General features: G+C 72.6%; 20 protein-coding genes. 11 read left to right on the top strand and 9 right to left on the bottom strand.

Going from position 1 to position 20,710, the window contains the following annotated elements; translation table 11 throughout:
- Positions 1 to 20 precede the first annotated feature (20 nt).
- The 7 genes from ASE25_RS02645 (at position 21) to ASE25_RS02675 (ending at position 9,356) form a co-directional block, all read left to right on the top strand.
- Positions 21 to 1,340 (top strand): ABC transporter substrate-binding protein, encoded by a 1,320-nt coding sequence (locus ASE25_RS02645; protein ID WP_056771917.1) that lies wholly within the window; start codon positions 21 to 23, stop codon positions 1,338 to 1,340.
- A gap of 10 nt (positions 1,341 to 1,350) precedes the next feature.
- Positions 1,351 to 2,250 carry a carbohydrate ABC transporter permease gene (locus ASE25_RS02650; protein WP_056822518.1) on the top strand — a complete coding sequence of 300 codons (900 nt, stop codon included), beginning with the start codon at positions 1,351 to 1,353 and terminating at the stop codon, positions 2,248 to 2,250.
- On the top strand, positions 2,247 to 3,155 hold the full coding sequence (locus ASE25_RS02655; protein ID WP_056771920.1) for a carbohydrate ABC transporter permease: 909 nt from the start codon (positions 2,247 to 2,249) through the stop codon (positions 3,153 to 3,155). The genes ASE25_RS02650 and ASE25_RS02655 overlap by 4 nt, the downstream gene beginning before the upstream one ends.
- 13 nt (positions 3,156 to 3,168) lie before the next feature.
- A complete protein-coding gene (locus ASE25_RS02660) occupies positions 3,169 to 4,122 on the top strand; it encodes a BadF/BadG/BcrA/BcrD ATPase family protein (RefSeq protein WP_056822519.1) in 954 nt (317 codons plus the stop codon).
- A 171-nt stretch (positions 4,123 to 4,293) separates the two neighbouring features.
- Positions 4,294 to 6,792 (top strand): glycoside hydrolase domain-containing protein, encoded by a 2,499-nt coding sequence (locus tag ASE25_RS02665; RefSeq protein WP_157623293.1) that lies wholly within the window; start codon positions 4,294 to 4,296, stop codon positions 6,790 to 6,792.
- 149 nt (positions 6,793 to 6,941) lie between these two features.
- Positions 6,942 to 8,711 carry an alpha-amylase family glycosyl hydrolase gene (locus tag ASE25_RS02670; protein WP_056822522.1) on the top strand — a complete coding sequence of 590 codons (1,770 nt, stop codon included), beginning with the start codon at positions 6,942 to 6,944 and terminating at the stop codon, positions 8,709 to 8,711.
- Between the two features lie 93 nt (positions 8,712 to 8,804).
- Complete coding sequence (locus tag ASE25_RS02675; protein WP_056822525.1) at positions 8,805 to 9,356, top strand: DM13 domain-containing protein; 552 nt, start codon at positions 8,805 to 8,807, stop codon at positions 9,354 to 9,356.
- Positions 9,357 to 9,525: 169 nt separating this feature from the next.
- Here the strand turns inward: ASE25_RS02675 and ASE25_RS02680 are convergent, their stop codons facing one another.
- Complete coding sequence (locus tag ASE25_RS02680; protein ID WP_056822527.1) at positions 9,526 to 10,794, bottom strand: FAD-binding oxidoreductase; 1,269 nt, start codon at positions 10,792 to 10,794, stop codon at positions 9,526 to 9,528.
- Between the two features lie 141 nt (positions 10,795 to 10,935).
- On the opposite strand from ASE25_RS02680, the gene ASE25_RS02685 reads away from it, so the two are divergent.
- Together ASE25_RS02685 and ASE25_RS02690 are read left to right on the top strand one after the other, a co-directional pair.
- Positions 10,936 to 12,570, top strand: a complete 1,635-nt coding sequence (locus tag ASE25_RS02685) for a CdaR family transcriptional regulator (RefSeq protein ID WP_235508509.1) — start codon at positions 10,936 to 10,938, stop codon at positions 12,568 to 12,570.
- A gap of 28 nt (positions 12,571 to 12,598) precedes the next feature.
- The gene (locus ASE25_RS02690) at positions 12,599 to 13,282 is read left to right on the top strand and encodes a hypothetical protein (protein WP_056822530.1); all 684 of its coding nucleotides are present in this window, start codon (positions 12,599 to 12,601) and stop codon (positions 13,280 to 13,282) included.
- Here ASE25_RS02690 and ASE25_RS02695 read toward each other — a convergent pair.
- Positions 13,279 to 13,722 carry a VOC family protein gene (locus ASE25_RS02695; protein ID WP_056771939.1) on the bottom strand — a complete coding sequence of 148 codons (444 nt, stop codon included), beginning with the start codon at positions 13,720 to 13,722 and terminating at the stop codon, positions 13,279 to 13,281. The two genes, ASE25_RS02690 and ASE25_RS02695, sit on opposite strands and share 4 nt — an antisense overlap.
- Before the next feature lie 137 nt (positions 13,723 to 13,859).
- Between ASE25_RS02695 and ASE25_RS02700 the strand changes: the two genes are divergently transcribed.
- Positions 13,860 to 14,327, top strand: a complete 468-nt coding sequence (locus ASE25_RS02700) for a hypothetical protein (protein WP_056822532.1) — start codon at positions 13,860 to 13,862, stop codon at positions 14,325 to 14,327.
- 99 nt (positions 14,328 to 14,426) lie between these two features.
- Here the strand turns inward: ASE25_RS02700 and ASE25_RS22165 are convergent, their stop codons facing one another.
- Positions 14,427 to 14,618 carry a BldC family transcriptional regulator gene (locus ASE25_RS22165; RefSeq protein WP_045191048.1) on the bottom strand — a complete coding sequence of 64 codons (192 nt, stop codon included), beginning with the start codon at positions 14,616 to 14,618 and terminating at the stop codon, positions 14,427 to 14,429.
- 442 nt (positions 14,619 to 15,060) lie between these two features.
- Between ASE25_RS22165 and ASE25_RS02705 the strand changes: the two genes are divergently transcribed.
- Positions 15,061 to 15,255, top strand: a complete 195-nt coding sequence (locus ASE25_RS02705; RefSeq protein WP_020142456.1) for a DUF3073 domain-containing protein — start codon at positions 15,061 to 15,063, stop codon at positions 15,253 to 15,255.
- A 254-nt stretch (positions 15,256 to 15,509) separates the two neighbouring features.
- On the opposite strand, the gene purM is transcribed toward ASE25_RS02705, so the two are convergent.
- The 6 genes from purM to ASE25_RS02735 all read right to left on the bottom strand — a co-directional run bounded on the left by purM (position 15,510) and on the right by ASE25_RS02735 (position 20,696).
- The gene (purM, locus tag ASE25_RS02710) at positions 15,510 to 16,640 is read right to left on the bottom strand and encodes a phosphoribosylformylglycinamidine cyclo-ligase (RefSeq protein WP_056771946.1); all 1,131 of its coding nucleotides are present in this window, start codon (positions 16,638 to 16,640) and stop codon (positions 15,510 to 15,512) included.
- A 69-nt stretch (positions 16,641 to 16,709) separates the two neighbouring features.
- Entirely contained in the window at positions 16,710 to 18,272 is a 1,563-nt protein-coding gene (gene purF, locus ASE25_RS02715) for an amidophosphoribosyltransferase (protein WP_056771949.1), read from the bottom strand.
- 42 nt (positions 18,273 to 18,314) lie between these two features.
- The gene (gene thpR, locus ASE25_RS02720) at positions 18,315 to 18,875 is read right to left on the bottom strand and encodes an RNA 2',3'-cyclic phosphodiesterase (RefSeq protein ID WP_056822534.1); all 561 of its coding nucleotides are present in this window, start codon (positions 18,873 to 18,875) and stop codon (positions 18,315 to 18,317) included.
- A complete protein-coding gene (locus ASE25_RS02725) occupies positions 18,872 to 20,074 on the bottom strand; it encodes a CaiB/BaiF CoA-transferase family protein (RefSeq protein WP_304437911.1) in 1,203 nt (400 codons plus the stop codon). Before ASE25_RS02725 ends, thpR begins: the two co-directional genes overlap by 4 nt.
- The gene (locus tag ASE25_RS02730) at positions 20,071 to 20,319 is read right to left on the bottom strand and encodes a hypothetical protein (RefSeq protein ID WP_056771955.1); all 249 of its coding nucleotides are present in this window, start codon (positions 20,317 to 20,319) and stop codon (positions 20,071 to 20,073) included. Before ASE25_RS02730 ends, ASE25_RS02725 begins: the two co-directional genes overlap by 4 nt.
- Positions 20,316 to 20,696: a sterol carrier family protein gene (locus ASE25_RS02735; protein ID WP_056822537.1), complete on the bottom strand. Its 381-nt coding sequence runs from the start codon at positions 20,694 to 20,696 to the stop codon at positions 20,316 to 20,318. Before ASE25_RS02735 ends, ASE25_RS02730 begins: the two co-directional genes overlap by 4 nt.
- Positions 20,697 to 20,710 lie beyond the last annotated feature (14 nt).

The raw sequence follows: 20,710 nt of genomic DNA on the forward strand, positions 1-20,710 counted from the left end.
AACCCGACAGGAGCACCACCATGACGTTCGCCTCACGCCTCCCCGGCTCGTCGCGGCGCGCACGCCGCACGGTCCTGACGATCGCCGCGCTCTCCGGAGCGCTCGTCGTGACCGCCTGCTCGCCCTCCTCCTCGGGCTCCTCGAGCGGCGGTGACGACGGCAAGGTCACCCTGACGGTGTGGTCGTGGCGCGTGGAGGACGAGGCGGCGTACACCAAGATCTTCGACGCGTACGAGAAGGCCCACCCCGGCGTCACCATCGACTTCAAGGCGTTCAAGGCGACGGAGTACAACAAGATCCTCGCGACCGGCCTCGCCGGCTCGAGCGGCCCGGACGTGCCGCAGGTCCGCTCCTACGGCCAGCTCCAGGGCACCGTGGCCAGCAAGTCGCTGCTGCCGCTCGACGGCAAGGTCGACCTCGCGGGCTGGGACGAGAACGTCGTCGCGAGCGCCAAGGGCAAGGAGGACGGCAAGACGTACTCGGTGCCACTCGCGCGCCAGACCGTCCAGATGTTCTACAACCAGGGCCTCTTCGAGAAGAACGGCATCAAGGCCCCCACCACGTGGGCCGAGTTCATTGCCGCCAACGACAAGCTCATGGCGGCCGGCGTCACGCCGATCGCCATCGGCGCCAAGGACGACTGGACGCTCCCGATCGTCCACGAGGTGCTCGCTGCCCCGCGCTTCGGCGGCAAGGCCTTCCAGGGCGAGGTCCTCTCGGGCCAGAAGACCTTCACCGACCCTGACTGGGTCGGGTCGGTGCAGGTCGTGGGCGACCTCGAGAAGTACATGCCCAAGAACGCCACCGGCGTGGCCCAGACCGACGCGCAGACGCTCTTCTCGGCCGAGAAGGCCGCGATGATCCCCGGTGGCAGCTTCGACCTGTCCGTCTTCCAGAAGGCCAACCCGGCCATGAAGATCGGCATCTTCCAGGTGCCGCCGGCCCCAGGCTCGCCGAGCGGGTCCGAGGCGACGACGGCAGGATGGGCCGATGGCAACTTCGCCGTCTCCGCCAAGTCGAAGCACCCGACCGAGGCCACGGAGCTCGTGAAGTGGATGACCACGAAGGAGTTCGGCCAGATGGTCAACGACGACATCAAGCAGATCTCGGCCGTGCCGGGTGTCGAGCCGACCGACCCGCTGCTCAAGCAGATGAGCGAGAACTACACGAAGTCCGGCTCGCCGTACCTGCTGCTCACCGACTTCCGCTACGGCGCACCCACGGGCACCGACCTGCTCGGCAAGGGCCTGCAGGAGATGCTGCTCGGCTCCAAGGACGCCACCGCGGTGAGCCAGGACCTCGAGACCGGCGTCAAGACCTGGTTCAAGCCGAGCGCGTGACGGTTCCTGCATGAGGCGCCGCACCGGCCTGGTCTTCGTCGCTCCGGCGCTCGCGCTCTTCGCGGTGTTCGTGCTCTACCCGATGGTGACGGCGTTCTCCTACGCCTTCTTCCAGTGGCAGGGCACGACCCGCGGAGCGTTCGCGGGCCTCGAGAACTTCGTGACGCTCTTCACCAGGGCCCCGTTCACGACAGACCTCCCGCGGGCGCTGCTGCACAACGTGCTCTTCTTCATCGGCACGATGCTCATCCAGAACACCTTCGGGCTCACGATCGCCTACCTGCTCTACACGCGTCCGCGCAGTTGCCGGATGCTGCAGACGCTCTACGCGATGCCCTACCTCGTCAGCCCGATCGTCATCGGCTACCTCTGGACGCTGCTCCTGTCGCCGACGTTCGGCCCGGTCAACACGCTGCTGACGAAGGTCGGCCTCGAGTCATGGGCCCTCCCGTGGCTCGGTGACCCGAAGACGGCCATCTGGGTCGTCATCCTCGTCAGCGTGTGGCAGTGGATCGGCTTCCCCGTGCTGCTCTACGGCGCCGCACTGGGTGGCGTCCCGGAGGAGCTGACCGAGGCGGCCCGCGTCGACGGCGCGAGCAACCGGCAGGCGTTCTTCAAGATCACGCTGCCGCTGCTCGTGCCCGCCATCGGCACGGTGTCGGTCCTGACGTTCATCTTCGCCATGGAGGCCTTCGCGCTCCCCTACGCCTTCGGTGGTTCGACCGGAAACCCCGCGGGCGCAACGGACTTCGTGTCGCTGCTCTTCTACCGCACGGCGTTCGACTCGGGAGCGACCGACGCCATCGGCAGCTCCTCGGCCCTCGCCACGCTGCTCTTCCTCATCATCTTCGGTGGCGCCTACGCCGCCACGGCCGTGCTGCGCCGTCACGAGCGGAGGATCACCGCATGACCACGGCCGTCGTCACCACCGAGGCGCCGCAGGAGCAGGTCGCGGCCCGTCCGGCCCAGGGCAGCCGCCGGCGCCCACCGCGGGTCAACCGTCCCGTGGGCGGCGCGGGTGCCAGCGTGCTCCTCTGGGGGTATGCCGCCCTGGCGCTCGTGCCGCTGCTGCTCATGGTGAGCAACAGCTTCCGCACCAACGCCGACCTCATCACCGACCCGCTCGGCCTCCCCGCTCCCCCGACGACGGCCAGCTACGTCGAGGCGTGGACCACCGGCAACTTCGCGACGTACTTCGGGAACTCGCTCCTCGTCACGGTCGGCGCGGTCGCGATCTCGACCGCCGTCGCGACGATGGCCGCCTACGCGCTGGCCCGCGGGCGGTCGCGGATCTTCCGCTGGCTCGAGGCGCTCTTCCTCTCCGGCCTGATGCTGCCGATCCACCTCGCGATCCTGCCGATCTTCTACCTCTTCGACGGGCTCGGGCTCATCGACTCGCGGCTCGGTCTCATGCTCATGTACGCCGCATCGGGCATCCCGTTCTCGATCTTCGTCCTCACGACGTTCTTCCGGCAGCTGCCCGAGGAGCTCGAGGAGGCGGCGGCGCTCGACGGCGCGAGCAGCTGGCAGACCTTCTGGCGGATCATGGTCCCGCTCGTGCGCCCGGCCCTCGCGACCGTGGCCGTCTTCCGGTTCGTGCCGATCTGGAACGACTTCCTCTTCCCGCTCGTGCTGCTGCGCAGCGAGGACAAGTACACCCTCCCGGTCGGGCTGACGAGCTTCTTCGGCGAGAACGCGACGAACTACTCGGCCGTCTTCGCCGGGCTCGTCATCACGACGGTCCCGCTCATCGTGCTCTTCCTCGTCGCCACGAAGCAGATCGTCGCGGGCTTGACCGCCGGCATGGCGAAGTGATCGGCTCGCTCGCGTGAGCGAGCAGCGGGTCGTGGCCGTCGACGTCGGCGGGTCGGGCCTCCGACTGCAGACGTGTGCCGTGTCGCCCGGCCCCGTGCTCACGGCACCGGGCGTGCGGGTCGGGGCGGGCGGCATCGACGTCGCAGCGCTCGTGTCCGACGCCCGCGCCCTGCTGGGAGCGCGCCCAGACGACGAGACCCGTCGTGGCACAGCGGCTCCCGCGGTCGTCGTCTGGTCGATGCGCGGCCTGCTCTTCCTCGCCGACCGGTCGGAGGTGCTGCGCACCGTGGCGCAGGGCCTGGGCGCCGAGCGCACCGTCGTCGTCAGCGACGCCGTCGCCAACCTCGTCGGCGCGACGGGCCGGATCGGTCCCGGCGCGGTCGTCGCGGCGGGCACCGGGGCGGTCGCGTTCGGCACCGACTTCGAGCAGCAGTGGCGCCGGGTCGACGGGTGGGGGCACGTGCTCGGCGACGCCGGGTCGGCGGCGACCCTCGGCATGGCCGGACTCCGCGCCGCACTGCGCGCCCACGACGGGCTCCCCGACGGGTCGCCGCTCCTGCTGGCAGCGGCCAGCGACCTGCTCGGCCCTCCGGAGGGCTGGCCGCGCCTCGTCATGACGAGCCCCGACGCCCCCGAGCGCCTCGCCGCCGTCGCACCGCTCGTCACGGCGGCCGCCGCCGACGACGACGTCTCCCACGCCCTCTGCGCCCGCTCCGGCGCCGACCTCGCCGACTCGCTGCTGCGCGCGGCGGAGGGCCTGACCGACCCGGTCCTCACGGCGACCGGCGGCCTCCTCAGCGCCCGACCGGTCGCGGACGCTCTCGACGACCGGCTCGCCCGGGTCGGCGCGGGCGCCCGGCGCTCAGCGGCCCGCGGTGGGGCCCTCGACGGCGCCCTCCACCTGGCCCGGCACCTGCGCGACACGGGAGCGGTCCCCGAGCACCCGGCATACCTCCTCACGACGTGATCGGCGGGCCGGCACCCCGCCCGGGCAGCTGACGAGCCCGGAATGGCCCCAGCGGTGCGGCGAGCCGGTACCCTCCGACGGGGGTGGTCCGATTCACCCGAATTGTGCCGTGCCTCCGCCGGGATCCACGTGCCGTCCGGACCACCGCCGTGACGCTCGAGAGGTTCTGACATGCCCGGTTCACCCCGCCGACTCACGGCACTCGTCGGTGCTGCCGCACTGGCGTTCGGTGCAGTCTCCAGCGCGAGCGCCGCTGCCCTGACGGCGGCTCCAGCACCGGCGACTCCCGCGACAGCGACTCCCGCGACAGCGACCCCCGCGCCGGCCTCGGCCGTGACACCCACGGGCACGCGATCCGTGGACTACCGCGACGTCCACCTCTCCGTCCCGTCCGACTGGGCCGTCGTCGACCTCGACGCCGACCCCACCCGCTGCGTCCGCCTCGACGTGCGGGCCGTCTACCTCGGCCGACCGGGCTCCCAGCAGGACTGCCCCGCACACCTCGTCGGGCGCGCCGAGACGATCTGGCTGCACCCGGGCTCCGACCGCGCCAGCACGGCGACGACCTCGAGGACGACCGCCCTCGGCACGCTCCGGGCCCACACCGGCACCGACCGCGCCGCCGGCACCAAGGTGGCGAGGTTCACGGCACAGGACGTGCAGGTCGACGCCACGTGGGGCGCGAGCGAGTCGAGGGTCGACGACGTCCTCGCCACCGCGACCGCGAGCTCGGCGGTCACGCGCACCGCCCCGGCCGCCGGCACGACGGCAGCCACCTCCTCCACCTCCGCCTCGTCCTCGTCCTCGTCCTCGTCGGTTAGTGCCTCCACGGCCACCGCCTCCCCGGGCACGGCCTCGACCGCCGCGACGTCGGGGCCACACCCCTTCACCGGGATGGCGTTCGACGCGTGCGCCGCCCCGAGCGTCGCGACGATGCAGTCCTGGCTGGCGTCCCCCTACCGTGCCGTGGGCATCTACATCGGCGGCTCGATGCGGGCCTGCGGCGACGGCAACCTCTCCTCGACGTGGGTGAGCCAGGTCAGCTCGATGGGCTGGGGACTCATCCCGATCTACGTCGGGCCACAGGCACCCTGCGTCGACCAGACCGGCCTCAGCACCATCGACCCGACGCAGGCTGCCGCGCAGGGCAGGGCCGCCGCTGCCGACGCGGCCGGGCGCGCGGCCTTCTTCGGTCTCGGCGCCGGCACGCCCGTCTACTACGACATGGAGGCGTACGACCCCACCGTCTCCGGCTGCACGGCCACGGTCCTGTCGTTCCTGACGGCGTGGACGCAGGAGCTGCACGCCCGCGGCTACACGTCCGGTGCGTACGGCAGCAGCGCCTCGCTCATGGTCGACCTGTCCAGGGCGATGGGCACGACGGGATTCACCGCACCCGACAACGTGTGGTTCGCCAGCTGGAACGGGCTGCAGACCCTGTCCGACTCGACGAGTCACCCCGAGTTCCGGGACAGCTACTGGGCCGGCGGCCAGCGGCTCCACCAGTACGCCACCGGCAGCGAGACGTGGGGCGGGGTGAGGATCGACATCGACGCCGACTGGGTCGGCGGCCGCGTCACGGGCGCGCCGGTCCCGATCAGCTACGGCTCCGACACGACGGGCCCAGGCAGCCCGTCGTTCGTCTTCACCGGCAACATGTCCTACTGGAAGCCCAACCAGGGCCAGGGTGTGCAGGGACGCGCCTACTCCACCTACGCCAACGGCAGCACGGAGGAGAACGGCGCCACGTGGTCCCCGGCCCTCTCCGCCGGCCTGTACACCGTGAGCGCCTACGTCCCGACCACCCGCGCCGACGCCAAGGTCACGTATGCCGTCACCGACGCGCGCGGGTCCGCGACCACCGTCGTCGACCAGTCCACGGCGGCGGGCACGTGGTCCCCGCTCGGCACCTACCTCGCCCGCTCCGGGACCTCGGTGCGGGTCCACGCCGGCGACAACGGACCCAGCCCCACGACCGCCCAGGTCGGCGTCGACGCCATGCGGTTCTCCCTCGTGGCCACCGCGCCGTCGGCCCCGACGTCGGTGTCGGCGGTCCCCGACAACGGCCGCGCGACCGTCCGCTGGACCGCGGCCACGTCGAACGGCAGCCCGGTGACGGGCTACACCGTGACGTCCTCGCCCGCGGGGGCGAGCGCGACGGTGTCCGGCTCCGCCACGTCGGCCACCCTCACCGGGCTGCGCAACGAGACGGCCTACACCTTCACGGTGACGGCGACGAACGTCATCGGTGCCGGCCCAGCCTCGACCCCGTCGGCGGCCGTGCGGCCCTCGTCCTTCTCGCACCTCGTCCCGGTAACGCCCACTCGCCTGCTCGACACCCGCGTCGGCACGACATCCAACCCCGTCCGCACCGCGATCGCCGCCGGCGCCTCGCTCACCATCAAGGTCGCCGGCGTCACCGGGTCACCCGTSCCCGCCGGAGCGACCGCCGCCGCGATCAACCTCACCGCCACCTCMCCCCGGGCGGCCGGCTTCCTCAGCGCCGACTCGACCGCCACCACCGGCAGCTCCACCGCCAACTTCGCCGCCGGCCAGACCGTCGCCAACCTCCTCGTCGGCCGCCTCACCACCTCCGGCACGCTGACGATCGTCAACCACTCCGCCGGCACCGTGCAGGTCATCGCCGACGTCACCGGCTACCTGCGCTGACGCGGCGAGTCGACCGAGCGAGCCGAGCCGAGCGAGCCGAGCGAGCCGGGCTTAGCGAGCCGGGCAGGCCGATCGGGTACGTCACGGGTCGGCTCGAGCAGCCAGGTCTACGCTCGGGCTGCCCCCCTCACGACCCGACTGGAGCCCGCATGTCCGAGCACGACGCCCACCGCCCCGGACTCGGGTCGATGCCCCACGAGGGCGGCACCGCCTTCCGTGTCTGGGCCCCGAACGCCGACGCCGTCGCAGTGACGGGCAGCTTCACCGACTGGTCGGGTGACGGCCACGCGATGGTCTCCGAGGACAACGGTCACTGGTACGCCGACGTGGAGGGCGCCGGGCCCGGCGACGAGTACCAGTTCGTCATCACGAACGGCGACCAGCGCCTCATGCGGATCGACCCGCGCGCTCGCGTCGTCACGAACTCGTCGGGCAACGCCGTCGTCTACGACCGCGACGCCTTCGACTGGGGCGGTGACACGTTCGGCTGCCCGCCGCACGACGAGCTCGTCATCTACGAGACCCACATCGGATCGTTCGTCGCCACCCAGGGTGATGTCGGTGACCTCGGTGGCCTGGCGGGCAAGCTCGGCTACCTCGCCGAGCTCGGCATCAACGCCATCGAGCTGATGCCGGTCGCCGAGTTCGCCGGTGACTACTCCTGGGGCTACAACCCGTCCAACCCCTTCGCCGTCGAGAGCGGCTACGGCGGCGCCGACGCGCTCAAGGCCTTCGTCAAGGAGTCCCACCGGCACGGCATCGCCGTCATCCTCGACGTCGTCATCAACCACTACGGCCCGAGCGACCTGTCCCTCTGGCAGTTCGACGGCTGGAGCGAGGACGGCAAGGGCGGCATCTACTTCTACAACGACGAGCGCTCGTCGACCCCGTGGGGTGACACCCGCCCCGACTACGGCCGCGAGGAGGTGCGCGCCTACCTCCACGACAACGCCCTCATGTGGCTCGAGGAGTTCCACCTCGACGGGCTCCGTTTCGACGCGACCCTCTACGTGCGCACCATCGACGGTCTCGGCAGCGGCGACCTCCCCGAGGGCTGGGACCTCATGCGCTCGATCACGACGACGATCCGTGAGCGGCACCCCGACAAGATCCTGATCGCCGAGGACCTCCAGTCCGACCCGGCGATCACCTCCTCCGACGAGGGCGGCGCGGGCTTCCACGCCCAGTGGGACACGAGCTTCGTGCACCCGGTGAGGGGGCTGTTGACGGCCGTCGACGACGCGGAGCGCTCGATGACCCAGCTCGCGGACGCCCTGCTTGGCAACGACGAGCCGTTCCGGCGCATCGTCTACACCGAGAGCCACGACGAGGTGGCCAACGGCAAGCTCCGGGTCCCCCACGAGGTCGACGGGGATGACCCGAGCGGCTGGGCGGCGCAGAAGCGCGCGACCCTCGGCTTCGCCATCGCCCTGACGACGCCCGGCATCCCGATGCTCTTCCAGGGCCAGGAGTTCCTCGAGGACGAGTGGTTCCGCGACGACGTGCCGCTCGACTGGGAGCGGGCCGAGCAGTTCCGCGACATCGTGCGGCTCGGCCGTGACCTCATCCACCTGCGCCGCGACGTCGACGGCGTCTCTCGCGGCCTGCGTGGCGAGGGCTTCGAGGTGCTCCACCTCGACGACGAGGCCAAGGCCCTCGCCTGGGCACGGCGCTCCGGCGACGACGTCGCCGTGGTCGTCGTCAACGCGAGCGTCGAGGCGCGCGACATCACGACGGGTATGCCGTCCGCCGGGCCGTGGGTGGTCCGCTTCAACTCCGACGCGGCGACCTACAGCGCCCTCTTCGCGGGCCACGAGACCCACGACGTGGACGCGGTGGACGAGCCCCTCGACGACCAGCCGGCGAGCGGCACCGTCTCGGTAGGCGCCTACACCCTCGTCGTGCTCACCCCCGCCTGACGCACGCGTCCCGGGGCGTGGCCCGTAGGGACGTCAGCACCTCGTAAGGCTCTCGTCATGGTCGGGCCATCCCGGACCCGGTGCACTGGAGCCATGACACGACGTCCCTGGATCGCCGCCACCGTCGTGCTCGGGCTCGTCGCGCTGGCCGTCGGTCTCGTGCTCTTCCAGCCGTGGCGGCTGCTCACCCGCAGCGTCGTCGACGAGCCGGTCCCCGTGGCCGTCGCGACCGCCACGACGGCCGGCGGGGGCACGGGGCCGACCACCGGGCATACGCCCCCGGCCGCACCAGCGGCTCCGCACGTCGTCGGCCAAGGGCGCTTCGTCGACGGGGAGCACGCCACCTCCGGCACGGCCCGGGTGCTCGAGCTGGCCGACGGCACGACGGTCCTGCGGCTCGAGGGCTTCTCGACGAGCGACGGGCCGGACGTCGTCGTGTGGCTGACCGACCAGCCTGCGGGAGGGGACGACTGGCATCGCTACGACGACGGCCGGTTCGTCCCGCTCGGCGACCTCAAGGCCACGGACGGCAACCAGAACTACGCCGTCCCGGCAGGCACGGACCTGTCGGGCCTGACCTCGGTCGTCATCTGGTGCGACCGGTTCGACGTCGCCTTTGGATCGGCACCAATCCGGTCCGCATGACGTCTCCGAACCACGGTTGACGGCTGCCGCCGCACTGAGGGGTCCGGTGGCAGCCGTCTCCGGCGGGCGCTGACGCGCCGCCGATGCGCGGGGGGACGCGCACGGAGGCCCACCTGACGAGTGTCGTCAGGTGGGCCTTGTCCGTGTCTCCCGGTGCTGCCGGGGGCGCTCAGCGGAGCGGGTTGAAGGGCGCGAGCTGCTCGGGCGCGCGGCCGGTGACCATCTGCTCGGCGAGCAGGCGGCCGGTGACCGGGCCGAGGGTGATGCCCCACATGCCGTGGCCGCCGGCGACGAAGACCTTGGGGTTCTTCGAGGCGCCGATGAGCGGGAGCCCGTCGATGGTGCAGGGACGCGAGCCCACCCACTCGTCCTGGCGGTGGTCGAGGTCGGCTCCCTGGAGCAGCGGGCGCGCCGACTCGACGATGGCCTTGATGCGGCGCGGGTCGAGCGCAGCCTCCGGCTGGCGGAACTCCATCATGCCGGCGACGCGGAGGCGGTCACCGACGGGCGTGCAGGCGACGCGCGCGGCCGGGAAGTAGACGGGGCCGTTGGGCAGGTCGTCGACGGCGACGCTGAAGGAGTAGCCGCGGCCGGCCTGGACCACACGCGTGACGCCGAACTCCCGCGCGAGCTTGCCGAGCCACGCGCCGGTCGCGACGACGACCGCGTCGTAGTGCTCGGCCTGGCCGAAGTCGTTCGTCACGAGCACGCCGGTCGGGGTGTCGGTGATGCGCGAGACGGCACTGCCGGTGACGATCTTGCCGCCGCGGGCGGTGACCGAGTCGGCGAGCGCGGCGACGTAGGCGCCCGGGTTGATGAAGCGCTGACCGTGCAGCACGATCGCGGCGCCGATCTCGTCGGACAGGGCCGGCTCGATGGCACGGGCCTCGTCGCCGCTCAGGACGTCGAAGGTGATGTCGCCGCCGGAGGCGTGGATGTGCTCGATCTCCTCGAGCAGGGTCTGGCGCTCCTCGGCCGTGCGGTAGGCGGCGGTGAAGGACTTCGCCTCGTAGGTGTCGGCGTCGACCCCGCCGGCCTTGAGGAGGTCGAAGCTCTGGAGCGAGAGATCGTTGACGGGCACGAGGGCCCCCATGGCCTTCTTCCACGCCGTCATGGTGCTGTGGCGCGTGAAGCCGGTGACGAAGCGGAGGAAGTCCGGGCGCGCGCTCGGCGGCACGTAGACGGGCGAGCTCGGGCTGAGGACGGCGCGCAGGCCGTACTTGAGCACGGCGGGCTCGGGCAGCGGCGTCGCGATGCCGGGCGTCAGCCAGCCCGCGTTGCCCCAGGACGCGCCGGCGGCCACGCCGTCGCGGTCGATGACGGTGACCTCGACGCCACGCTCCTGGAGGAACCAGGCGGTGGCGAGACCGACCATGCCGGCGCCGACGACGGCGACGCGCTCGGGGACGGGGGTACCGGCGGGGGTCACAGCGGCCATGCGATCGACTCCTGGGTCTGGTGCTCGGGTGGTGCCTTGCCTCCATGGTGGGGCCGCGCGTGAAGGGGCCCATGGTGCTGCGCTGCCAGTGTTTGCGAACCTTGTTGTGCTGGGAGCACCACACCGGGCCACAATGGTCGTATGCCGTCCGCCCCGTCCCGCGCGACCCGACGGTCCGCGACCCGCACCTCGTCGACGACCCCGGTCGGCCTGCCCATCGCTCAGCTCGTCGGCACCCTCGGCGGCGGCCTGCTCACGGTGGTCGTCGACGTCGGAGGTCCGACGGTCGACGACGTCACGCTCGCCGAGCCCGGCTCGGGCGTCTTCGGCCAGGCCGGCGACCTGCTCCTCGGCGTCGGGGTCGAGCGGCCGGCCGAGGCGGCCGCCCTGCTCGAGGGCGCGGCGGCCGTCGACTGCGGCGCCGTCGTGCTGCGGCGGGCCGCGGCCCGCAACCAGCAGGTGCGCGCCGCGGCGGCCCGCTTCCGCGTCAGCCTCGTGGAGCTCGCCGACCACGCGTCGTGGGCGCACGTCGTGTGGCTGCTGCGCGGTGTCCTCGACCGCGCAGCGAGCGGACCGGCGGTGCGCGCGGAGGGCCCGGTGCTCGACGAGCTCTTCGCCCTTGCCGACGCGTGCGCGGCCCTCGTCGCGGCTCCCATCACCATCGAGGACACCCAGTCGCGGGTGCTCGCCTACTCCTCGACCCAGGACGTCGCCGACCCGGCGCGCGTCTCGACCATCGTCGGCCGGCGGGTGCCCGACGAGGTCATCGCCAACCTCCGCGGGCGCGGGGTGTTCCGCCGGCTCGCGCGCTCCGACGAGCCCTTCTTCGTCCCGGCCGGGCGCGGCCTGCGGGCCCGCGTCGTCGTGCCGGTGCGGGCCGGCACCGAGTGGCTGGGCTCGATCTGGGCCGTCGTCGACGAGGAGCCACCCGAGCAGGTCATGGGCTCGCTCGCGCAGACGGCGTCGGTCGTGGCCCTGCACCTGCTGCGCCTGCGGTCGCAGGCCGACCTCGCCCGACGGGTCTCGGCCGACCGGCTCCGGGCCGTGCTGAGCGGCGACACGCTCGAGGCCGAGGGCTGGCTGCCGGCGGCACCGTGGCGGGTCGTCGTCCTCGCCGGTGCGCACCGGCCGCGCACCGACCCGACCGGTGAGGGCGCGCCCCGTGACACCGAGCACGAGCTCGACGTGTGGGAGTCCGCTGCTCGGCGCCGCTCGTGGCGCCAGCCGCTCCTCGCGATCTTCGACGGCGTCGCCCTGACCCTCGTGCGAGACGTGCCCGGCGACGCGTCCCCCGGCACGTGGGAGTGGCTGCTCGGCGTCGTCGAGGAGGTCGCGGGTGTCACGCCGACGGCCACGGCGAGCGCCGGCGGCCGGGTCTCGCGCACGGTCGACCTCGACCGCTCGCGACGCGAGGCCACCGAGGTGCAGCGCCTGCGCGACGTCGGCCGCGTCTCGGGCACGACCACGACGGTCGAGGACGCCTGGGCGGCCGTCACCAACGCCCGCGCCCTCGGAGGCATCTGGACCGAGGAGCTGCTCGGTCCGGTCGCCGCCCTGCGCGAGCACGACGAGGCCCACCACACGGCCTACCTCGAGACGGTCGCGGCGTGGCTCGACCACCCGGGCGACCCGCGGGCGGCCGCGGCGCGGGTCCACGTGCACCCCAACACGCTCCGCTACCGGATGCAGCGCCTGTCCGGCGTCGTCGAGCTCGACCTGCACGACCCCGAGACGCGTCTCGCCCTGCGCCTCCAGTTGCGCGCACTCGGCCACTGAGGCGAGCCGCCGGCGCTAGCGTGGCGTCGTGGGCGAGCAGGAGGCGGACGAGCAGGACGAGGTGACGACCGGCGGGCAGCAGTGGCTCGCACCGGACGAGTTCCAGCGGATCTACGGTCCGCAGCACCCGTGGACCCCCGCCGAGGTCCGGGACCTCCTCGCCGGGCTCGACGTGCCCTGGTGGGTGGCCGGCGGCTGGGCCCTCGAGGCCTTCACCGGCGTGGCCCGCGACCACGAGGACATCGACGTCTCGGTGCTCCGTCGCGACGTCGGCGCGATCCGAGCCCACCTCGAGCCGCACTGGCACCTGTGGTCCGCCGGCGACTCGGGCCTGCTGCACCTGCGGCCCGGACGGGAGGTGCCCGAGGACTCCGGCCAGATCTGGGTCCGCGAGCACGCGCTCGCCCCGTGGCGCGGGGAGATCCTGCTCAACCCGGACGTCGACGGACGGTGGCAGTTCAAGCGCGACCCCTCGCTCGTGGTGTCACTGGACGATGCCACGTGGGAGCGCGACGGTGTGCGCTACCTGCGCCCCGAGCTCGTCCTCGCCCACAAGGCCGCCTCGCCCCGCCCCAAGGACGACTCCGACCTCGAGGCCGCGCTCCCCCTGCTCGGTCCCGCCCAGGTGGCGGTGCTCCGGCGAGTCGTCGACGCCCAGCCGGCCGGCCATCCGTGGCGGGCTCGCCTGGACGGGGTTCGAGGCGGCGCCTAGGCAGGCGCCTCGCCCAGGTGGACCGTGCCGTCGGCGTCGACCCGGAAGTTCGGGTTGTGCACGAGATCCCACCGGAAGCCGTCCGGGTCGGCCACGCACGCACTGACCCCACCCCACTCGCGCTCGGTCGGGGCGGAGACGGAGGTCGCGCCGGCAGCCAGCGCGGCGGCATACAACGCCTCGACCTGGCCGACCTCGGTGACGTTGTGGCCCAGCGACACGGGTGGCGCCGAGGAGCCGTGCGCGACGTCGCCGTACTCGCTCGGCATCTGCGCGACGTCCCACAGGGCGAGGAGCACGCCGGGGGCACCCTGGACGAAGGTGATCTCCGGCAGGTGGAGGACGGAGCGGAAGCCGAGCCCGTCGACGTAGAACGCGCGGGAGCGCTCGACATCGCGGACGCCGAGGGTGATGGCGGTGATCTCGGGTGGGTTCGTCATCCCGCCACGATAGGACCGGCCACCGACGTCGCCGAGCCGTAAGGACCGGATAACCACCTCGTCATGGAGTGCACGACCGGGACGGGATTGACTCGGTGGTGAGCCGGTCAGGGTGACCGGACGAAAGGTGGAAAGCCATGTCTCACAAGCTGACTCGTAGGACCATCCGGTCTCTCTGTGTCGCCGCGGTCGCCCTCCCCGCCCTCGCCGCGGGCACCTCCGCCCAGGCGGGCGGCGTGTCGGGGCCGGCGTTCTACGTCGACCACGAGCTCTACCGGACGGTCGCGACGCCGACCGATCTCAGCGGCACCGGCGCACCCGCGCAGTCGTGGGACACGATCTACAGCTTCGGCGCCGTGCAGCGCAGCGTCGCCACCGCGGCCCCCGGCGACCCCGGCTACAACGGCGGACGCTGGCAGGTGCACGCCGTCTCGCTGACCAGCACGTATGCCGCGGCGCTGGCGGCCGGCGACCGCGACGGCAACGGCGTGCTCGACGCCGCGGACGAGGTGCAGGCGGCCATCGGCGCCGGAGCCCTCGTCGACGGCGGCGTCGTGAAGTACTTCGTGTGCACGGTCAACCCCGTCCCCCACGGCCGGGCCTGACCACAAGGTCCAACCACCGGGTAGCAGTCGGGGGAGGAACACCGTGTGGTGCGCCTCCCCCGACGATCTGACCGGTTTACCCCCAACTTTCCGTCGAGATCAGTGCCCGCCACCCAGAAGGTCGCGCACCTCTGACTCGCGATACCTCCGGTGCCCACCAAGGGTCCGGATCGAAGTCAGCTTTCCTGCCTTGGCCCACCGCGTGACCGTCTTCGGGTCCACACGGAACAGGGCCGCAACCTCGGCAGGAGTCAGTAGCTTCTCGGTCTCGTGTCGATCCTGAGTCGTCATTGTCATATCCCCACCACCCTGTCGCTAGGTGCAGCGACACGCATGCGCCCCAATCGGGGCTCAGTAAAGCAAGGGTAAAGTCTCGGCCAGTCTAATGGCGGTTAAACACTGAAAAGAGTCAAATCGTCCCGCTTCCGAGACACAAGGTGTATACGCCCGACCGGCCGCCCGGAAGCGTACCCCCGACCCCTGACGGTCCCTGGCGGACCCCCGAGCAACCCCCGAGCAACCCCCGAGCGACCTCCGGCCGGTCGGCCCGCTTCGAGCAGGTGCGACGCGCCGCCGATCAGGGGGTGGGGCGGGCGCAGGATTTGCCTCACTCATGTAGCGTTAGCACCACGAGAACACACACATTCCCGGGGCCGCTACGCGGACATCGAAGAACCACCCGGTTCTCCGAGGAGCGATGCCGTCCCGGCACGACGCACGAGGGGGTCACGCCATGGGGCGCGGCCGAGCCAAAGCCAAGCAGACCAAGGTCGCACGGCAGCTCAAGTACTACACACCTGACACGGACTTGAGCGCGCTGGAGCGTGAGCTGCACGGGCCGTCGCAACGCGACGTGTCCAACCAGCCACGATCCGTCGACGACGACGAGTACGACGAATACGGGAAGTGGGCCTCGGGCGGGCGCTGAGCCTGCCTTCCTCTTCCGTCTGCACCTCGTGCGTCGGGTGTTCACACCCGGCGCGCGATCGGTGCTGCCCTCGAGGCGCCTGAAGCTCCCGCCCACGTGGCGAGAGCGTCGGGGTGACGCATCGATGCCCGCACACCCTCCGGGGTGCTGCGGGCTTCGTCATGCCCGCGTCCGTGGGGCGTATGCCGTGTGCCGCGGTACTCCCGTCGGGTCGGGTGTGCCGCCCGGCCGGGTAACCGCGTGCCGGCCCGGGCTCAGGCGGTCGGGTGCTGCCCGACGACCTGCACGGCGCCGCCGTCGACGCCCTTGGCGCCGCGCACGATCTCGGCGTCACCGGCGACGAGGCCGTCGGCGTGCGCCCGCTCCTCGGTGGCGACCTCACCGAGACGCCACGCACGGATGCCGCGGGCCTCGCTCAGCTCGATGGCGCGCTCCGCCTGGGCCTCGGGGAGCACGGCGACGAAGCCGATGCCCTGGTTGAGGGTGCGCTCGATGTCGGCTTGCGGCACGCGGCCGAGGTCCTGCACGGTGCGGAAGACGGCAGGCGGGGTCCACGTCGAGCGGTCGACCCGGGCGAAGGTGCCGGTCGGGAGCACCCGGGCGAGGTTTGCGGCCAGGCCACCGCCGGTGACGTGGCTCAGGGCGTGCACGTCGACACCCTCGGCGGCGATGAGCTCGAGCAGCGGCTTGGTGTAGATGCGGGTCGGCTCGAGCAGCTCCTCGCCGAGGGTGCGGCCGAAGTCGTCGACGTGGCGGTCGAGCTGCCAGCCGGCGCTCGCGATGACGCGGCGCACGAGGCTGTAGCCGTTGCTGTGCAGGCCACTGCTCGCGAGGGCGACCACGACGTCTCCGTCGGCGACGCGCTGGGGACCCAGCACGGCGGCATACTCCACGACGCCGGTGGCAGCGCCGGCGACGTCGTACTCGTCGGGTTCGAGCAGGCCCGGGTGCTCGGCGGTCTCGCCGCCGACGAGGGCGACCCCCGCCTCCTCGCACGCGCGGGCGATGCCACCGACGATGGCGGCGATGCGCTCCGGGACGACCTTGCCCGTCGCGATGTAGTCGGTCATGAAGAGCGGCTCGGCGCCGCACACGACGATGTCGTCGACGACCATGCCGACGAGGTCGAAGCCGATGGTGTCGTGCACGTCGAGGGCCTGGGCGATGGCGACCTTGGTGCCGACGCCGTCGGTGCTCGTGGCGAGGATCGGGCGGGTCATCCGGGCGATCGCGCTCGCGTCGAACATGCCGGCGAACCCGCCGAGGCCACCGACGACCTCTGGTCTGGTGGCGCGCCGCACCGACGCCTTCATCAGCTCGACGGCCTTGTCACCTGCCTCGACGTCGACTCCGGCCGAGGCATACGTGATGGGGGCATCGCTCACGGGCCCCAGCCTACCGGCGCCAGAGGGACGCCCGGTCCGGCGTCCAGCCGACCGCCCGCCGGAGGGCGGTCAGGGGTGCTGGAGGGCGTTCTCGCCGCCGAGGCCGACCCCGAGGGTCACCCCGTCGACGTCGACCGAGCGGTCGTGGCCGGTGCGCACCGTCAGCGGCAGCGTTTCGAGGACGTGCTTGCCGATGCGACCGTCCTCGGGCAGCTCGATGGGGTACTTCCCGGTGAAGCACGCGGAGCAGAGCTCGTCGGCGGGCTGGTTCGTCGCGCCGATCATGCCCTCCTCGGAGATGTAGCCGAGGGAGTCGGCGCCGATCGAGGCCCTGATCTCCTCGACCTTGAGGCCGGTCGCGATGAGCTCGGCCCGCGTCGCGAAGTCGATGCCGTAGAAGCACGGCCACTGCACGGGCGGCGAGCTGATGCGCACGTGCACCTCGGCCGCGCCGGCCTCGCGGAGCATGCGGATCTGCGCCCGCTGGGTGTTGCCGCGCACGATCGAGTCGTCGACGACGACGAGGCGCTTGCCGCGGATCGTGTGCTCGAGCGGGTTGAGCTTGAGCCGGATGCCGAGCTGGCGCAGGGTCTGCGACGGCTGGATGAAGGTGCGGCCGACGTAGGCGTTCTTGACGAAGCCCTGGCCGAACGGGATCCCCGACTCCTGCGAGTAGCCAACAGCCGCAGGCACGCCCGACTCCGGGACACCGATGACGAGGTCGGCGTCGACGGGGTGCTCGCGCGCCAGCACGCGCCCCATCTCGACGCGGGCCTCGTGCACGACCCGGCCGCGGATGACGGCGTCGGGGCGGGCGAGGTAGACGTACTCGAACACGCAGCCCTTGGGCTGGGGCTCGGCGAACGTGTGCGAGCGCAGGCCGTCCTCGTCGATGACGATGAGCTCACCGGGCTCGACCTCGCGGATGACGGCGGCGCCGATCGTCTGCAGGGCCGCGGTCTCGGACGCGACGACCCAGCCCCGCTCGAGGCGGCCGAGCGCGAGGGGACGCACGCCCCACGGGTCGCGGGCGGCATACAACGTCGTCTCGTCCATGAAGACGAAGGAGAACGCGCCCTTGAGCTTGGGCAGCAGCTCGAGGGCGGCCTGCTCGGGGGTGCGGTCCTCGTCGGCCGCGAGCAGCGTCGTGACGAGGGCGGTGTCGGAGGTGTTGCCGCGGGCGAGCTCGCCGGTGATGCGGGTGCCGCCGAAGTGCTCGTCGACGAGGGCCTTGAGCTCGACCGTGTTGATCAGGTTGCCGTTGTGGGCCAGGGCCAGGGTGCTGTGGCCGGTGCCGCCGAGCGTCGGCTGGGCGTTCTCCCACGTCGAGCCGCCGGTCGTGGAGTAGCGCGTGTGGCCGATGGCGATGTGGCCGCGGAGCGAGCTGAGCGCGGTCTCGTCGAAGACCTGCGACACGAGGCCCATGTCCTTGTAGACGAGGATCTTCTCGCCGTCACCGGTCGCGATGCCGGCCGACTCCTGACCGCGGTGCTGCAACGCATAGAGCCCGAAGTACGTCAGCTTCGCGACGTCCTCTCCGGGAGCCCAGACGCCGAAGACCCCGCAGGCGTCCTGCGGGCCTTTCTCGCCGGGGATGAGGTCATGGTTCAAACGACCGTCGCCACGTGCCACAGCGCCAGTGTCGCACACGCCGGTGGGCGACTCGTCCGCGGTTCACGACCGCAGCGGCAGCTCGGCGAGCACCTCGTAGCGCGGCCGCCGCCCCCGCCCCTCACCGAGGTGGGACTCGACGAGCGCGAGGTGGTCGACCCGCCAGGCCGGCCCCTCCCAGGCGTCGAGCGCGCGGATCCAACGGGTCGCCTCGGTGGGGCGGTGGAAGCGGCCGAGCGTCAGGTGCGGGTGGAAGCGCGTCCCGTCGGGCGTCGCCCCCGCCGCCGTCGACGCACGGCGTATGCCGCCCGCCACCGCTCCGAGGTCACCGCGGACCTGCTCCACGCCCGCCCAGAGCACGCGGGCGGCGTACGGGTTCGGGAAGGCGCCGGCCCCTGCGAGCTGCAGGACGAGGGGATCGCGCCGTGCTGCGGAGCGCCCGAGCGCCTCGGAGAGGTCGTCGAGGCGGGCCTCCGGGACGGCGCCGAGGAAGGCGAGGGTGACGTGCCACTGGTGGCGGTCGGTCCAGCGGATCTCCGGACCCGCCTCGCGCCGCGGCTCGACGTGCGCCTCGAGGTCGTCGAGCACGTCGTCGGGAGGGACGACGGCGACGAAGAGCCTCACGGCGTGGAGGCAGCGCCCGAGGCGATGAGGGCGTCGACGTCGTCGATGCCCCACGCGGCGAGGGCGGCGCGGGTGTCGGCGCCGGGTGTGGACGGTGGGGTGCCGAGTGCGGCCGGGGTGCGCGAGAAGCGGGGCGCCGGGGCCGGCTGGACGAGGCCGTGGTGCTCGACGTAGGTGCCGCGCGCGGCGAGGTGCGGGTGGCCGGGTGCCTCGGCGTAGCTGAGGACCGGCTCGACGCACGCGTCGGTGCCCTCGAGGGCAGCCGTCCACTCGTCGCGGGTGCGGCTGCGGAAGGTGTCGGCGAGCAGGGCGCGCAGGGCAGGCCACGTGCGCGGGTCGAGGCGGTCGGGCGCGGTGTCGGTGAGGCCGGTCAGGCGCAGCAGCTCGGCATAGAACGCGGGCTCGAGCGGACCGACAGCGAGCCAGCCACCGTCGCTCGTCTCGTAGACGTCGTAGAAGGGGGCGCCGGTGTCGAGGAGGTTGGTGCCGCGGCGGTCGGACCACAGCCCGGCGCCCACGAGGCTCATGACGAGCGAGGAGAGGTGGGCGGTGCCGTCGACGATCGCGGCGTCGACGACCTGTCCGCGGCCGCTCGTGCGGGCCTCGAGGAGGGCGGCGAGGACGCCGACGACGAGGTAGAGCGCTCCTCCCCCGAAGTCGCCGACGAGGTTGACGGGGACCTGCGGAGGTCCGCCGGCGCGGCCGATGGCGTGCAGCGCTCCGGTGATGGCGACGTAGCCGATGTCGTGCCCGGCGGCGTGGGCGAGCGGGCCGTCCTGCCCCCACCCGGTCATCCGGCCGTAGACGAGGCGTGGGTTGCGACCGAGGCAGTCGGTGGGCCCGAGCCCGAGCCGCTCGGCGACACCGGGCCGGTAGCCCTCGAGGAGCACGTCGGCCTGCTCGACGAGCGCGAGGATCGTCGCGAGACCTTCGGGATGCTTGAGGTCGAGGGCGACGGAAGGGCGGCCGCGGCGCAGCAGGTCGGCCTCGGGCGACAGCGGGACGGGCAGCGAGCCCTCACCGGGCCTGTCGATCCGGATGACGTCGGCGCCGAGGTCGGCGAGCAGCATCGCCGCGAAGGGTGCGGGGCCGATGCCGGCGAGCTCGACGACGCGGATGCCGGCAAGGGGTCCCGTGCGCGCGGCAGGTGCGCCCTGGGCGTCCGGCACGCCCTCGGCGTGGCCGACCGGCGGGGTCACGACTGGTCGCGACCCGACCGGTCGAGGAGGATGCCGAGGACGCCGGCCAGGCCGGTGCCGATGAAGGCGCCGAGGGCGCCGATGTAGAGCGCGCCGGTGGTCGTCGTGTAGCCCTGCACCTCGTCACCGACGATCGAGATGGCGGCACCCACGATGAAACCCAGCACGGCGCCCGTGATGAGGAAGCGCTTGAAGTTGGGGATGCGGGGACGCTCGGGGCGGGTGGTCGGCGAGGGCTGGGTCACGAGTCCAGCCTAAGCGAGGTGAGCGGAAGCAGGCCGTCGAGGTGGGCCCGCTGACCGCTGGCCCGGACCCGCGCCCCGTCGAGGGCCGCCTCCCAGGCCAGGTCACCGACGGCGAGGCGCAGCCACGTCGCCGCGTCGGTCTCGATGACGTTGGGCGGCGTGCCGCGGGTGTGGACCGGGCCCCCGATGCACTGCACCGCGCCGTGCGGGGGGACGCGCACCTCGACGGTGCGGCCGGGGGCGATGGTCGCGAGCTCCTCGAGCGTGTAGCGGACCGCCGTCGCCGTGGTGCGGCGGTCGGCCTCCCAGCCCGCCTCACGGCAGGCGACGAGGGCGGCATGTCCCTCGGCGACGGGCGTACGGCGGCGTGGCGGCATACCTCGCAGGCTAT

Source organism: Terrabacter sp. Root85 (assembly GCF_001429185.1).
Taxonomy (GTDB): domain Bacteria; phylum Actinomycetota; class Actinomycetes; order Actinomycetales; family Dermatophilaceae; genus Terrabacter.